This window comes from Burkholderia sp. 22313, assembly GCF_052045245.1.
GTDB lineage: Bacteria > Pseudomonadota > Gammaproteobacteria > Burkholderiales > Burkholderiaceae > Burkholderia.
In genome coordinates this window covers 121,593-135,792 of record NZ_JBQEON010000010.1, presented here as the reverse complement: position 1 = coordinate 135,792, position 14,200 = coordinate 121,593, and the positions used below count along the sequence as shown (strand labels likewise).

12 protein-coding genes and 1 pseudogene are annotated in these 14,200 nt (G+C 66.8%); 9 read left to right on the top strand and 4 right to left on the bottom strand.

The features are described from left to right. The first annotated feature begins 36 nt into the window (after window positions 1-36). Complete coding sequence (locus tag ACTJKF_RS11080) at window positions 37-1,278, top strand: mechanosensitive ion channel family protein (protein ID WP_440623576.1); 1,242 nt, start codon at window positions 37-39, stop codon at window positions 1,276-1,278. 121 nt (window positions 1,279-1,399) lie between these two features. Here the strand turns inward: ACTJKF_RS11080 and ACTJKF_RS11075 are convergent, their stop codons facing one another. Further along, window positions 1,400-2,821: a PLP-dependent aminotransferase family protein gene (locus ACTJKF_RS11075; protein WP_440623575.1), complete on the bottom strand. Its 1,422-nt coding sequence runs from the start codon at window positions 2,819-2,821 to the stop codon at window positions 1,400-1,402. A 159-nt stretch (window positions 2,822-2,980) separates the two neighbouring features. Between ACTJKF_RS11075 and ACTJKF_RS11070 the strand changes: the two genes are divergently transcribed. Beyond that, window positions 2,981-5,326 carry an FdhF/YdeP family oxidoreductase gene (locus ACTJKF_RS11070; protein ID WP_440623574.1) on the top strand — a complete coding sequence of 782 codons (2,346 nt, stop codon included), beginning with the start codon at window positions 2,981-2,983 and terminating at the stop codon, window positions 5,324-5,326. A 30-nt stretch (window positions 5,327-5,356) separates the two neighbouring features. Here the strand turns inward: ACTJKF_RS11070 and ACTJKF_RS11065 are convergent, their stop codons facing one another. Next, on the bottom strand, window positions 5,357-5,548 hold the full coding sequence (locus tag ACTJKF_RS11065; protein WP_440623613.1) for a hypothetical protein: 192 nt from the start codon (window positions 5,546-5,548) through the stop codon (window positions 5,357-5,359). Between ACTJKF_RS11065 and ACTJKF_RS11060 the strand changes: the two are divergent. The 4 genes and pseudogenes from ACTJKF_RS11060 to ACTJKF_RS11045 form a co-directional block, all read left to right on the top strand. Beyond that, a pseudogene (locus tag ACTJKF_RS11060) lies at window positions 5,548-6,336 on the top strand (MFS transporter); the annotation flags it as partial. The gene ACTJKF_RS11065 and the pseudogene ACTJKF_RS11060 overlap by 1 nt on opposite strands. Before the next feature lie 171 nt (window positions 6,337-6,507). Next, complete coding sequence (locus ACTJKF_RS11055; protein ID WP_440623573.1) at window positions 6,508-6,837, top strand: hypothetical protein; 330 nt, start codon at window positions 6,508-6,510, stop codon at window positions 6,835-6,837. 247 nt (window positions 6,838-7,084) lie between these two features. Next, window positions 7,085-7,417 carry a sugar ABC transporter ATPase gene (locus ACTJKF_RS11050; protein ID WP_014899031.1) on the top strand — a complete coding sequence of 111 codons (333 nt, stop codon included), beginning with the start codon at window positions 7,085-7,087 and terminating at the stop codon, window positions 7,415-7,417. A gap of 132 nt (window positions 7,418-7,549) precedes the next feature. After that, complete coding sequence (locus ACTJKF_RS11045; RefSeq protein WP_440623572.1) at window positions 7,550-9,139, top strand: ABC transporter substrate-binding protein; 1,590 nt, start codon at window positions 7,550-7,552, stop codon at window positions 9,137-9,139. A 71-nt stretch (window positions 9,140-9,210) separates the two neighbouring features. Here ACTJKF_RS11045 and ACTJKF_RS11040 read toward each other — a convergent pair whose 3' ends face one another. After that, complete coding sequence (locus ACTJKF_RS11040; RefSeq protein ID WP_440623571.1) at window positions 9,211-10,545, bottom strand: type II toxin-antitoxin system HipA family toxin; 1,335 nt, start codon at window positions 10,543-10,545, stop codon at window positions 9,211-9,213. A 3-nt stretch (window positions 10,546-10,548) separates the two neighbouring features. Continuing rightward, window positions 10,549-10,797, bottom strand: coding sequence for a helix-turn-helix domain-containing protein (locus tag ACTJKF_RS11035; protein WP_440623570.1), 249 nt, complete (start codon window positions 10,795-10,797; stop codon window positions 10,549-10,551). Window positions 10,798-11,048: 251 nt separating this feature from the next. On the opposite strand from ACTJKF_RS11035, the gene sapR reads away from it, so the two are divergent. The 3 genes from sapR (at window position 11,049) to ACTJKF_RS11020 (ending at window position 14,199) form a co-directional block, all read left to right on the top strand. Next, a complete protein-coding gene (gene sapR / locus ACTJKF_RS11030) occupies window positions 11,049-11,936 on the top strand; it encodes a sap1 transcriptional regulator SapR (protein WP_440623569.1) in 888 nt (295 codons plus the stop codon). A gap of 27 nt (window positions 11,937-11,963) precedes the next feature. Then, window positions 11,964-12,527, top strand: coding sequence for a D-alanyl-D-alanine dipeptidase (gene ddpX / locus ACTJKF_RS11025; RefSeq protein WP_440623568.1), 564 nt, complete (start codon window positions 11,964-11,966; stop codon window positions 12,525-12,527). Between the two features lie 70 nt (window positions 12,528-12,597). Continuing rightward, window positions 12,598-14,199, top strand: a complete 1,602-nt coding sequence (locus ACTJKF_RS11020; RefSeq protein ID WP_440623567.1) for an ABC transporter substrate-binding protein — start codon at window positions 12,598-12,600, stop codon at window positions 14,197-14,199. The last annotated feature ends 1 nt before the right edge of the window (window position 14,200 follow it).

The window sequence follows — 14,200 nt, the reverse complement described above, 5'->3', positions numbered from 1 at the left end:
CCGATTCAACGCACGCGAATGACCCTGCCTGACCTTATGACCTTGAACGAACCCTGGTTTGCGCCGCTCGCCGGCCTCCTCATCCTGCTTGCGGCCGCCGGCGCGATCACGGCCGCCGTCCATTTCCTGCTGTTCCGCGTGGTCGCGCGTCTCGCGCGGCTGTCGGCGACCCGTATCGACGATGCGCTGTTCGAGTTCGGCGCCTTCAGGTGGCTGAACCGCATCGTGCCGTTCGTCGTGATCAAGCTCGGGCTCGGCGCGGTGCCCGGCATCCCGGCCGCTGCCGCGCAGGCCGCCGACAAGGTGCTGTTCGCGCTGATCGTGTTCCTGGTGTCGATGACGATCAGCGCGACGCTGTCCGCGCTGGAACACGCGCACCGCACGAGCCAGCGCGACCAGCCGCGCCTGTCGCTGAAAGGCGCGATGCAGCTCGTCAAGCTGGTGATGTTCATCACGGCCGCGCTCGTCGTGATCGGCGACGCGACCGGCAAGCAGATCGGCCTGCTGCTGTCGGGTATCGGCGCGATGTCGGCGGTGCTGATGCTGATCTTCAAGGACACGCTGCTCGGCCTCGTCGCCGGCGTGCAGCTGTCGTCGAACGACATGCTGCGGATCGGCGACTGGATCACGATGCCGTCGGCCGGCGCGGACGGCACCGTCATCGACATCACGCTGAACACGGTCAAGGTCGCGAACTTCGATCACACGATCATCACGGTGCCGACCTGGAAGCTGATCACCGAGAGCTACCAGAACTGGCGCGGGATGACCGAAGCCGGGGGGCGCCGGATCAAGCGCGCGCTGTTCATCGACGCGACCAGCGTGCGCTTTCTCGCCAACGACGAGATCGAACGGCTCGAGCGCCTGACGCTGCTGAAGGATTACCTGGAAGACAAGGTCGACGCGATCGCGCAATGGAACGGCACGCTCGGCGCGGCCGGCGACTGCCCGGCGAACCGCCGCCAGCTGACGAATCTCGGCACGTTTCGCGCGTACGTCGCGAACTACCTGTTGGGCCATCCGCGCATTCGCCGCGACATGACGTCGATGGCGCGCCAGCTGCCGCTGACGGCCGAGGGCATTCCGCTCGAACTGTACTGCTTCACCGACACGACGACCTGGGTCGACTACGAGGCGATCCAGTCCGACCTGTTCGATCACCTGATCGCGGTGCTGCCGGAATTCGGGTTGCGCGTGTACCAGCACCCGTCGGGCTTCGACATGCGCCGGATGGTCGGCGCGGTGCAAGCCGAACTGCAGGCCACGAACGCGCAGTAATGCATGCCGCGGCGGCCAGCCACGGGCCGCCGCCGGCTACCGGGCAGTTACCGGGCAGTTACCGGGCAGTTACCGGGCAGTTACCGGGCAGTTACCGGGCAGCCACCGCGCATCGCGCCGCTCACCGCCCCGCGCACTCGGTCGCGAGCCGCCCCAGCGCCTTCAGCGCGTCCTCGATCTGCCGCGACCACGGATAGCTGTAGTTGAGCCGGATGAAATGCCGGTAATCGTTCGTCGCCGAGAACATGTGCCCCGGCCCGACCGTGATCCCTTGCGCGAGCGCGAGCGCATACAGCTTCATCGCATCGACCTGCGCCGGCAGCTCGACCCATAGCACGTACCCGCCTTGCGGCTGCGACAGCCGCGTGCCTTCCGGGAAGAAACGCCGCACCATCGCGCTCATCAGGCTCGCCTGCTGTGCGTACTGCTTGCGCATGCGCCGCAGGTGGAAATCGTAGCCGTCGTACTTCAGGTATTCGGCGATCGCGAGCTGCTCGATCGCGGGCGTCGCGAGCGTGTTCAGGAATTTCAGCTTCTCGACCTGGTCGCGATAGCGTCCGGGCATCGCCCAGCCGATCCGGTAGCGCGGCGACAGGCTCTTCGTGAACGACGCGCAATGCAGCACGAGCCCGTGCCGATCGTACGACTTCAGCGCGCTCGGCGTCGTGTCGCCGAAATGCAGCTCGTGATAGACGTCGCTCTCGATCGCGGGCACGCCGTGCTTCGCGAGCAGCTCGACGAGCGCGCGCTTGCGCGCATCGGGCATCTGGAAGCCGAGCGGATTCTGGAAATTGGGCATCACCATGCACGCGGCGATGCGCTCGCGCTCGAGGATCCGTTCGAGCGCGCCGAGATCGATGCCGTCGCCCGGGTGCGTCGCCACTTCCAGCGCGCGCATGCCCATCCGCTCGATCGCGTGCAGCATCGCGTAGAACGTCGGCGACTCGACGGCGATCGTGTCACCGGGTTTGGCGACCGCCTGCAGGCAAAGATTGATCGCCTCGGTCGCGCCGATCGTCACCACGATCTCGCCCGGCTCGACCGCGATCCCGCGCTCCGCGTAGCGCCGCGCGATCTGGCGGATCAGTTCCTGGTTGCCGGGCGGCAGGTCGTCGATCACGCCCCAGCGCGTGCGGCGCCGCCCGATCGCCTGCGCGTAGCGCGCGAGACGCTGCACCGGGAACTGCGATGCGTCCGGATACGGCGAGCCGAGCGGCACCGCGTCGTCGCGCGAGATCGAGCGCAGCGTCGACAGCACGAGCCGGCTCACGTCCACCGCCGACGGCTCGGCGGCCGGCGCCGACACGTGCAGCTCGGCCTCGGCCGGCAACGTGGCCCGCGCCCGCACGAAATAGCCGGACTGCGGCCGGCTCTCGATCAGGCCGCGGCTCTCCAGCACCAGATACGCGCGCAGCACGGTCGTGACGCTGAGCTGCTGCTGCCGGCTCGCCTGCCGCACCGACGGAATCCGCTCGCCGGGGCGGTACACGCCGCGCTCGATCTGCGCCTGCAGATCGTCGGCCAGTTGTTCGTAACGCTTCACGCGCCTCCCTTTCAACGTCGCTTCAACAACACAGTTCGGGTCCGCACTGCTTGATTGGGCGCAACTGTACTCTTTTTTGAAGATGAAAGGTGTACACACAGCGGCCGGGGCGCCGCACGTACTCTGCGTGCATCGACCCTGACACGTGCATCACGCATCATGAGAAAGAAATCCGCCGCCGCGCGCATCGAACCGTACACCCACCCGGCCGCCGGCTGGGGCGCGCTGAAAGCCGTCACGATCAACCTGATCAAGGAAAAGGTCACCGGCGGCAACTACCGCACGCTGCTGCGCCAGAACCAGCCGGACGGCTTCGACTGTCCGGGCTGCGCATGGCCCGACCGCCAGCACGCATCGACGTTCGAATTCTGCGAGAACGGCGTGAAGGCCGTGGCCGCGGAAGCGACGAGCAAGCGCGTGACGCCCGAATTCTTCGCCGCGCACACCGTCACCGAGCTGCTCGAACAGACGGATTTCGAGCTGGAACAGCACGGCCGCCTGACCGACCCGATGGTCTACGACGCCCCGACCGACCGCTACGTGCCGATCGCGTGGGACGACGCGTTCGAACTGATCGCGCGCCACCTGCGCGCGCTGCCGGACCCGAACCAGGCCGCGTTCTACACGTCCGGACGCGCGAGCAACGAGGCGGCCTTCCTGTACCAGCTACTGGTGCGCCGCTACGGCACGAACAACTTCCCCGACTGCTCGAACATGTGCCACGAGGCGACGAGCCGCGGGCTGCCGGCGTCGGTCGGCGTCGGCAAGGGCACCGTCACGCTCGACGATTTCGAGCACGCGGACACGCTGCTGATCTTCGGCCAGAACCCGGCCACCAACCATCCGCGGATGATGGGCGAGCTGCGCGAATGCGCGAAGCGCGGCGCGACGATCGTGTCGATCAACCCGTTGAAGGAACGCGGGCTCGAGCGCTTCGCCGATCCGCAAAGCCCGCTCGAGATGTTGACGATGTCCGGCACGAAGATCGCGTCGACGTTCATCCAGCCGACGATCGGCGGCGACTTCGCGCTGATCAAGGGGATGGCCAAGCGCGTGCTCGAACTCGACGACGCCGCGCGCGCCGCCGGTGCGCCGCGCGTGCTCGACACCGCGTTCATCGGCGAGCACACGGCCGGCTTCGACGCGTTCGCCGACGATCTGCGCAACGAAAGCTGGTCCGCGCTGACCGCCGAGAGCGGCGTGCCCTACGAGCAGATCGACGGCCTCGCGCAACTGTATGCGCGCAGCGAGCGCGTGATCGCGACGTGGGGCATGGGCATCACGCAGCACAAGCATTCGGTCGCGACGGTGCAGATGCTGACCAACCTGATGCTGATGCGCGGCAACATCGGCCGCCCCGGCGCGGGCCTGTGCCCGGTGCGCGGCCACTCGAACGTGCAGGGCAACCGCACGGTCGGCATCGAGGAAAAGCCGTCGCAGGCCTTCCTCGACCGGCTCGGCCACGTGTTCGACTTCGAACCGCCGCGTCACCACGGCTACGACGTCGTCGAGACGATCGAAGGGATGCTCGAAGGCCGCGTGAAGGTGCTGATCGGCCTCGGCGGCAACTTCGCGATGGCGACGCCCGACACGCCGCGCACGTGGGAAGGCATGCGCCGCTGCGATCTGTCGGTGCACATCACGACCAAGCTGAACCGCAGCCACCTGATCCACGGCCGCGACGCGCTGATCCTGCCGACGCTCGGCCGCACCGAGATCGATCTGCAGGACAACGTCGCGCAAGGCGTGACGGTCGAGGACTCGATGAGCATGGTCCACGTGTCGTACGGGATGAACAAGCCGGCGTCGGCGAACCTGATGTCGGAGCCGGCGATCGTCGCGCACATGGGACACGCGCTGTTCGGCAGCGGCAAGATCGACTGGCTCGCGTACAAGGACGACTACGCGAAGATCCGCGACGCGATCGAGGCGACCCTCGACGGCTTTTACGACTACAACGCGCGCATCGCTCGGCCGGGCGGCTTCCACCTGCGCGTGGCGTCGCGCGATCGCGAGTGGCTCACGCCGACCGCCAGGGCGAACTTCATCGCGCACGCGCTGCCGGCCGACACGCCGATCCAGCGCGCCCGCGCGCTGCACGGCGAGCGGTTGATGACGCTGATGACGACGCGCTCGCACGACCAGTACAACACGACCGTCTACGGGCTCGACGACCGCTATCGCGGCGTGTACGGCCAGCGCCGCGTGGTGTTCGCCAACCGCGACGACCTCGCGATGCTCGGCCTGGCGGCCGGCGACTGGGTCGACATGGAAACCGTGTGGCACGACGGCATCGAGCGGCGCGCGGAAGGCTTCCTGCTCGTCGAATACGACATCCCGCGCGGCTGCATCGGCGCGTACTACCCGGAAACGAACCCGCTGGTGCCGCTCGACAGCGTCGGCGACGTGTGCAACACGCCGACGTCGAAGTCGGTGCCGGTGCTGCTGCACCGCGCGGCCGCGCCGGCCGAAGTGACGCCCGGTCCGGCGTATCGGCTCACCTGAACCTCCGGCACCCGGCCACCTTCGCGCCGTTCAGTCGCTGCGACCACGCAGGAAGCCGCCGTGCGCGGCGGCGCCGCAGCTCCGTTCGAGCCCCGCGAAATCCGCCAGCGCGGCGGTGCGCGGATGACGCAGCGCGAGCCCCGTGCCGATCATGAACACGCCGATGGTGTACGCGAGCATCTCGAAGCTCGACACCGCGGGCAACAGGATGAAATTGCACACTGACCGCGGCCAATCCGATCGTCGACCTGCGGCTCTTCACGCAGCGCAACTTCGCGGGCGGCACGATCGCGATCTCGGTCGCGTACGGGATGTTCTTCGGCACGCTGGTGCTGCTGCCGCAGTGGATGCAGGGCTATCTCGGCTATCGCGCGATCGATTCCGGCCTCGCCACCGCGCCGCTCGGGATCTTCGCGATCGTGCTGACGCCGGTGATGGGGCGCATCCTGCCGCGCACCGATCCCAGCTACCTCGCGACGCTCGCCTTCATCGGCTTCGCGGTCGTGTTCATGATGCGCACGGCGTTCTATTCGGACGTGTCGCACTGGGATCTCGTGCTGCCAACGCTGCTGCAGGGCATTCCGATGGCGATGTTCTTCGTGCCGCTCACGGCGATCATCCTGTCCGGGCTGCCGCCCGAGAAGATCCCTGCCGCCGCCGGCCTGTCGAATTTCGGCCGCACGTTCTGCGGGGCGGTCGGCACGTCGCTGATCAGCAATGCGTGGAACGACCGGACGATCCTGCATCATGTGCGGCTCACCGAACAGGCGAGCGCCGGCAATCCCATCCTCGCGCAGCAGATCGACGCGGCGCGGTCGCTGCTGCACCTGAGCCCCGATGCGGCGCTCGCGTTCTTCAACGCGTCCGTCGATTCGCAGGCGGCCGTGATGGGGCTGAACGACATCTTCTACGTGTCGGCGATCATCTTCATCGCGATCATTCCGCTGATCTGGATCACCAAGCCGTCGCGCTCGGGTGGCGGCGATGCGGATGCGGCGGCAGCGGGCGCGCTGTCGTTGGCGCTGTCGTTGGTGTTATCACGCGTGCTCGCTATTCGCTGTCCGCGAACGTAATAAAGACTTGCAATCGATACAGCCAGAAACGTCAACAGCCGGGGCCCGCGGCGCGTTTTTTCGACAAGCGCACACGTTTCGTGACGCGCAACGACAGGAGAAAACCGCATGCGAGCCCTTACCCGCCATCTCGCGATCGCCGCCACCCTGATGTCGGTGCTGACCGGCACCGCGTTCGCCGACACGCCGTGGCAGCACGCACATGCGCGCCGCGAAGAGGTCAACCAGCGCCTCGCCAACCAGAATCGCCGGATCCATCACGAAGTGAAGGAAGGCGAGATGTCGCACGCCCAGGCCGCGCGCCTGCACCGTGACGACCGCAAGATCCGCCAGGAAGAGCGGGACATGGCCGGGCAGGATCGCGGCCACATTACGCAGAGCGAAAAGCACGTGCTGAACCAGCAGGAAAATGCGGTCAGCCACACGATCGGCCAGTAAGGCCGGCACACGTCGATTCGCCATCGCCTGAAACGCCCGCTGCCGCCGCGCGACAGCGGGTGCTTGTTGTTGTATCGAATCGTTTCAGCAGGTCGTTCGTGTGAAGTGCCGCGGGTATACTTCGACGTCAGCCGCCTCCCGCATCGGCCGTCAAGAACGGCACGATCCCGGCGGTTTCGTCGCGAAGCTCCGCGTTTCGCGTACCCCGCGCCCCAGCCTCGACACGAGACACACGACGATCCCGATCATGAAACGATTCCTGCTGCTCCTTCCCGCCGCCCTGCTCGCCGCCTGCGGTTCCGCGCCGTCGTCCGATTCGGCCGCGTCCGGCTCGGCGCCGATGATCTACGTGTCGTCGGCACGCCCGGCCCATGCGATCGCCAATTGCCTCGACAGCCGCCTGTCCGGCACCGAGCGGTCGCAGCACAACGGCGTGACCGACATCACGGTCGGGTCGCGCTCGTACTTCGTCACGCTCACGCCGTCGGGCAACGGCTCCGTCGTCAAGGTCGTGCGCGGCTCGGGCAGCGAGCCGGCCGAGGAAGCGATGCGCTTCGCGATCGCGCGCTGCGTGATCTGACCGGCGCCGGCGCCAGGCGCCCGGCCCGCAAGCCGCGCCCCCCCGAGCGCCGTTGCGCGCCCATCGAATATTTTCATCCGGGCCGCCGTCGATGAGAGAATCGCACCACGATTCCCTTCCCACGGAGCCCGCATGAAGCATCTGCTGTCCCGGCTGTTCGTCAGCGCCGCGCTCGTCGCACTCGTTCCGGCGCTGCCGGCGCAGGCCGCGACGCCGCCCGGCATTTTCGTCGTCGCCACCCAGCTCGCCGAATTCACGACCCTCGATCCGAGCGAAATCTACGAGCTCGTGCCGTCCGAGTACGTCGCGAACACCTACGAACGGCTCGTGCGGGTCGATCTGAAGGACCCGACGAAATTCAACGGACAGATCGCGCAGTCCTGGACGGTCGGCGCCGACGGCGTCACCTTCACGTTCAAGCTGCGCCCCGGCCTCGCGTTCCATTCCGGCAACCCGGTCACCGCCGACGACGTCGCCTGGTCGCTGCAGCGCACCGTGCTGCTCGACAAGGGCCCGGCGGGCGTACTCGCCGATCTCGGCCTCACGAAGGCGAACGTGATGCAGAAGGTGCGCGCGGTCGATCCGCAGACCTTCGTGCTCGAAACCGACCGCAAGTACGCGCCGAGCTTCGTGCTCAACGTGCTGAGCGCATGCCCGGCGTCGGTCCTCGACAAGAAGCTGCTGATGTCGCACCAGCAGGGCAACGATTTCGGCAGCGGCTGGCTGAAGACCAACGACGCGGGTTCGGGCCCGTACCAGCTCGTCAAGTGGACGCCGAACGAGAGCATCGTGCTGCAGCGCTTTGAGAAGTACCGCGCGCCGTACCCGATGAAACGCGTCGTGCTGCGCCACGTGCCGGAGGCGTCGGCGCAGCGGCTGCTGCTGGAAAACGGCGACGTCGACGCCGCGCGCAACCTGAGCCCCGACAGCCTCGCCGCGCTGACCAAGGCCGGCAAGATCAAGGTCGCGTCGTGGCCGGTGTCCGCGCTGCTGTACCTGAGCCTGAACACGAAGAACCCGAACCTCGCGAAACCCGACGTGCAGCAGGCGATGAAGTGGCTCGTCGACTACGACGGCATCCAGCGCAACATCGTCAGCACGACCTACAAGGTGCACGAGACCTTCCTGCCGGAAGGCTTCCTCGGCACGCTGAACGCGAACCCGTACAAGCTCAACGTCGCGAAGGCGAAGGCGCTGCTCGCGAAAGCCGGCTTGCCGAACGGCTTCGACGTGACGATGGACATGCCGAACGACTATCCATTCATCGAGATCGCGCAAGCGCTGCAGGCGAACTTCGCGCAAGGCGGCATCCGCGTGAAGCTGATCCCGGGCGATGCGAAGCAGGCGATCGGCAAGTACCGCGCGCGCCAGCACGACATCTTCATCGGCGAATGGTCGCCCGACTACATGGACCCGAACAGCAACGCACGCGGCTTCGCGTGGAATCCTGACAATTCCGACCGGTCGACGACGAAGATGCTCGCGTGGCGCAACAGCTGGGACATCCCGCAACTGACGAAGGACACCGAGGCCGCGCTCGTCGAGCCGTCGCCCGCGAAGCGCGCGCAGCGCTACGAGGCGCTGCAGAAATCCGTGCTCGCGAACTCGCCGTTCATCATCATGTTCGAGAAGGTCGTGCAGGTCGCGACGCGCCCCGGCACGACCGGCCCCGAGATCGGACCGATCAACGATCTGGTGTCGTACCGGACGCTGGCAAAATAACGCCGGCTGCGCAAGGCGCCGGACATCCAGCAGTCAGCGGTTGGAGATGCGGCGGGGGTGGCCGCCCGACGTCAGGTGCGTGGCATGTCGGCGAGGCGCTCGGCGGCAAAGCGCAATCCGCCCAGGACGCGTTCGGCGATCCTCGCCGGAAACCCTGCCGGCAGCGCCGCGCCGACCGATTCGATCACGTGCGGTGTCGTGGCGACGAGCCGTTCGACGATCGGCGTCGCGATATCGCCGAGCAGACACTGTTCGGCCATCGCGCTGAAGTGCCGTCGCGTGATGTCGCGCATCGCATAGTGCTTGCGCTTGCCGTGCACGGCCATCGCGAGCTTCGCCTTGTGCCACGACCACTGGTTCGCGCCATCCCCCTCCACCGGCCAGATCGACATCACGTCGTAAAGCGGCGTCAGGCGAAAACGGCCGCCGGGCAGCAGGCGCAGGCTGAAGTTCTTCGCATGCCCGTCGGGTGCGGCGAGCATCCAGAACACGATCAGCGCGGTGAACAGCGTGTCGAGGTCGGCCTGCGGCGTTTCCGACCGGCGCAGGATCGCGGCCAGATCGGGTACACCGGGGCCGCCCTGCGATTCGTATTTCAGATGCGGCGGCACGCCGAGTGCCTGGCAGAAATCCTCTTGCGGCAAACGCAACAGCCATCCGCCGTCACGATGCAGCGCACGATCGAAACGCGCGACCGACAACACCGTGTGTGCGCCGAAACGCACGATGTCGGCCTCCGCCGTCGGCAAGCCGAACGCGCGCAGAATCGCCAGGCACAGCCACTCGTTTTCGACGGATGCCGTGGGGTCCGCACGCTTGTTGCCCACCAGCCCGAGCGGTAACTTGAGGATATGCGTCGTCGGCGTCGCGCCATGCGGGCGCATCCATCGCCCGTCGTGAAACAGCAGCGCGGTCTTTTCCTGCGCGCCCGCCAGCGACAGGCGGAAGTCGTCGTCATCCTGCGCACTGCCCGCCACCCCGCTCGCCTGATCGAGCACGCGTGCCACCTCGTCGTCGGACAACGGCGTACCGTCGATCCGGTCATGGCCGGTCGGTGTTTCATCCTCGCCGAGCAACTGCACCGCGCCGACGCAATCCCGGCCCAGCGCGGCGAGCAGATCGAACGGCTCGATCGTCGCCGTGCCGAACCGGGACGCCAGCCGGCGACGAATGGCGTCGCTGTCGGGCAGCAGGTTGTCGAAGTAGTGGTTCACGCGTTCGCCGCGCAACGGCGCGTCGCCGATGCCGAACGGTAGCGACAGCGACAACGGACGCCCGGCATCGGACTGCTTCCAGCCGATGTCGTACAGCAACTCCATGTCGCCGCGCGCCGGAATGCGCCATGTTCCGACCCGCTGCCCGTTGGCCCAGACCGATAGCGCGCGCGTGTGTGATTTGCGCCCCATCGCTTACCACTCGACGTCGGAAGCGGCACGCCCGTCCTTCGTGCGGATGCTGAGCTCGAGGCCGTACAGCGCGGTCAATTCGAGCAATTGGCTAAGGGACAGGCTTGCGGTGCGCGTGGTCTCGAGCGACGACAGGCGCGGCTGGCCGACGCCGATGCGTGCCGCCGCCTCGGCTTGCGTCAGCCCCTTGGCCTGACGCGCGGAGGACAGGATTTCACCCAGCTGCCCAGGGGTATTGACGATGAGATTCACGGCGCAGGTCCAGTTGGCGAATAAATGCAGTATATCTCCGACAGGCATAAACGCAAATTATTCCCGCCAGAGATAAACGCAAAATATTTCTGTCAGAAATATTTTTTCGCTACCGCAATCTCTTCCCTGGGAATGTCACCTATCCCTATCACCCATCATCCATCCATAGTTTTTATCTGCTGGCGCGGATGATTTTGGCTTTGTTAGATGGATGACACCGAATCATCCGATGACAAATATCTAACCGTCCGATGACCTGCGCGTTCGCCCATACCGTCGAATCCCGCTTTGCCGAGCTGACGCCGACCGCGAAGCGCATCGCGAGCTACATGCTCGCGAATCTCGACCGGCTCGGGCTCGAAACCGCCGGCCAGATCGCGCAGCAGGCCGGCACCAGCGGCATCTCGGTCGGGCGCTTCCTGCGCAGCGTCGGCTATCGAAACCTCGACGACCTGAAGCGCGAACTGCGCGGCGGCAGCGACCGCCCGTGGATGATCACCGATCGCCTCGACGAATACCGCCGCACCGCCGCCATGCCCACGGCCGCCGGCAACGGTGACCACGCGCGCAGCGACGGCACGCTGGCCTCGTCGCTCGATCGCGAACTCGACGCGATCCGCCACGTGTACCGACTCGCCGAAGAACCGGTGTTCGCGCAGGTCGCGGACCGGATCGCGCATGCCGACGCCGTGTTCATCCTCGGCATCCAGTCGACCCGCGGCATCAGCAATGCGTTCAGCAGTTATCTCGAATACCTGCGCCCGCGCGTGTTCTATTCCGACGGGCAATCCGGCTCGTACGTCGATTCGCTGAATTCCGAGTTCGAGCGGCCGTACTGCATCGTCACCGATACGCGCGCCTATTCGCGCAGCGCGCGCCGCTATTGCCAGGCGGCCGCCGAACGCGGCCAGCCGTTCGCGCTGGTCACCGACCTGTACTGCCCGTGGGCACGCGAATGGCCGGCCGACCTGCTGCAGGTGAAAACCGACGTCGGCCAGTTCTGGGATTCGCTCGCGCCGCTCACCTGCCTGTTCAACCTGCTGATCACCGCCGTGGTCGACCGCCTCGGTCCCGCGATCGACCGGCGCGTCGCGCGCAACCGCGAACTGCAGCACACGTTCGACCAATTCGAATCCTGAGCGAATCCTGAGCGCCCCCGACCGCCAATGAACCCTTCCCGCCTCGTCGAAATCACGCCCGCCACGCATCGCGTCGAGATCGATCTCGTCTACGCGACCGCGCGCAACCTGACCGGCAAGCCGATCTACCGCCGCGCGCACTGCCTGCTGCTCGAGCCGGCCGAAGCCGCGTTGCGCCGTGCGGTCGACGTCGCCGCGCAGGCCGGCTTCACGCTGCGCATCTACGACGCGTACCGGCCGCCGCAGGCACAGCAGGTGCTGTGGGATTTCCTGCCCGATCCGAACTTCATCGCCGATCTCGGCCGCGGCTCGAACCACAGCCGCGGCACCGCGCTCGACCTGACGCTCATCGGCGCAAACGGCGAGCCGCTCGACATGGGCACCGGCTTCGACGAGATGGTGGCCGCGTCGGGCCACTTCCACGCGGGGCTGCCCGAAGCCGTGCAGCGCAACCGGCTGCTGCTGCTCGGCGTGATGCACGCGGCCGGCTTCGCACATATCGACAGCGAGTGGTGGCACTACGAGCTGCCGGGCTCGCGCGCGTTGCCGCAGATCGACAACGCGGCGAGCGGCCCGTGGCGGCTGATGTAACGACCACCCGCGCACCGTCGTTCATGCACGTTCACGTTCCACGACTTCAACGACAGAAGGAGAAACGCTCATGAAACTCCCGACCTCCCGGCTCGTCGCGGCGCTGGCCGCCGCGTCCGTGCTCGCCGCCGTTCCGCTTTCGGCCGCGCACGCGGAAACGCCGAAGGACATGTTCGTGATGGCCACGCTGCTCGACGAATTCACGACGCTCGATCCCGGCGAGATCTACGAGCTGGTGCCGGAGGAGTATGTCGCGAACACCTACGACCGGCTCGTGCGCGTCGACCTGCGCGATCCGTCGAAATTCAACGGCGACGTCGCGCAGTCGTGGACGGCGAGCCCCGACGGGCTGACCTATACGTTCAAGCTGCGCACTGGCCTCAAGTTCCACTCGGGCAACCCGCTGACGGCCGACGACGTCGCCTGGTCGATCCAGCGCGCGGTGCTGCTCGACAAGGGCCCGGCCGCGGTGCTGACCGGCATCGGCCTCACGAAGGCGAACGTCGCGGCGAACGTGAAGAAGCTCGACGACCAGACGGTGTCGATCACGACCGACCACAAGTACGCGCCGACCTTCGTGCTGAACGTGCTCGGCTCGTGGCCGGCGTCGGTGGTCGACAGGAAGCTGCTGCTGTCGCACCAGCAGGGCAACGATTTCGGCAACGCGTGGCTGAAGACCAACGAGGCCGGCTCCGGCGGCTACAAGCTGGTCAAGTGGTCGCCCGGCGACAGCATCGTGCTGCAGCGCTTCGACGGCTACCGGCTGCCGCTCGCGATGAAGCGCATCGTGCTGCGCCACGTGCCCGAAGCGGCGAGCCAGCGCCTGCTGCTGGAAAACGGCGATGTCGACGCGGCGCGCGACCTGAGCCCCGACGATCTCGCGGCGGTCGTGAAGTCCGGCAAGGCGAAGGTCACGGCCTCGCCGCAGGCGACGCTGCTGTATCTCGGCCTGAACACGAGGAATCCGACGCTCGCGAAACCCGACGTGCAGGAAGCGCTGAAGTGGCTGGTCGACTATGCGGGGATCCAGGCCAACGTCGTGAAGACGACCTACCAGGTGCACCAGACCTTCCTGCCCGAAGGCTTCCTCGGCACGCTGAATGCGAATCCGTACAAGCTCGACGTCGCGAAGGCGAAGGCGCTGCTCGCGAAGGCCGGCGTGCCGAACGGCTTCGCGGTGACAATGGACGTGCGCAACGACTATCCGTACACGGAGATCGCGCAGGCCGTGCAGGCGAACTTCGCGCAAGCGGGCATCAAGGTGCAGCTGATCCCCGGCGACAACAAGCAGACGCTCGCGAAATACCGCGCGCGCCAGCACGACATCTACATCGGCGAATGGTCGGCCGATTATATCGACCCGCACAGCAACGCGCAGGGTTTTGCATGGAACCCCGACAACTCCGACAAGTCGAGCTATAAAATGCTGGCCTGGCGCAACAGCTGGGACATTCCGCAACTGACGAAGGAGACCGACGCCGCGCTCGCCGAGCCGTCGCCTGCGCAACGCGCGCAGCGGTATCAGGCGATGCAGAAGGCCGTGCTCGCGCGCTCGCCGTTCGTGATCATGTTCGAGAAGGTCGCGCAGGTCGCGACGCGGCCCGGCGTGAGCGGGCTCGAAGTCGGACCGATCAACGATCTCGTGTCGTACCGTAACCTGAAGAAGCCATAAG

Bases quoted from the DNA above. Each gene is read 5' to 3' on its own strand.
- ACTJKF_RS11055 (WP_440623573.1), top strand. From the start codon at position 6,508: ATGCGAGCCCTTACCCGCCATCTCGCGATCGCCGCCACCCTGATGTCG.
- ACTJKF_RS11045 (WP_440623572.1), top strand. From the start codon at position 7,550: ATGAAGCATCTGCTGTCCCGGCTGTTCGTCAGCGCCGCGCTCGTCGCA.
- ACTJKF_RS11070 (WP_440623574.1), top strand. From the start codon at position 2,981: ATGAGAAAGAAATCCGCCGCCGCGCGCATCGAACCGTACACCCACCCG.
- ddpX (WP_440623568.1), top strand. From the start codon at position 11,964: ATGAACCCTTCCCGCCTCGTCGAAATCACGCCCGCCACGCATCGCGTC.
- ACTJKF_RS11050 (WP_014899031.1), top strand. From the start codon at position 7,085: ATGAAACGATTCCTGCTGCTCCTTCCCGCCGCCCTGCTCGCCGCCTGC.
- ACTJKF_RS11080 (WP_440623576.1), top strand. From the start codon at position 37: ATGACCTTGAACGAACCCTGGTTTGCGCCGCTCGCCGGCCTCCTCATC.
- ACTJKF_RS11020 (WP_440623567.1), top strand. From the start codon at position 12,598: ATGAAACTCCCGACCTCCCGGCTCGTCGCGGCGCTGGCCGCCGCGTCC.
- sapR (WP_440623569.1), top strand. From the start codon at position 11,049: ATGACCTGCGCGTTCGCCCATACCGTCGAATCCCGCTTTGCCGAGCTG.
- ACTJKF_RS11040 (WP_440623571.1), bottom strand. From the start codon at position 10,545: ATGGGGCGCAAATCACACACGCGCGCGCTATCGGTCTGGGCCAACGGG.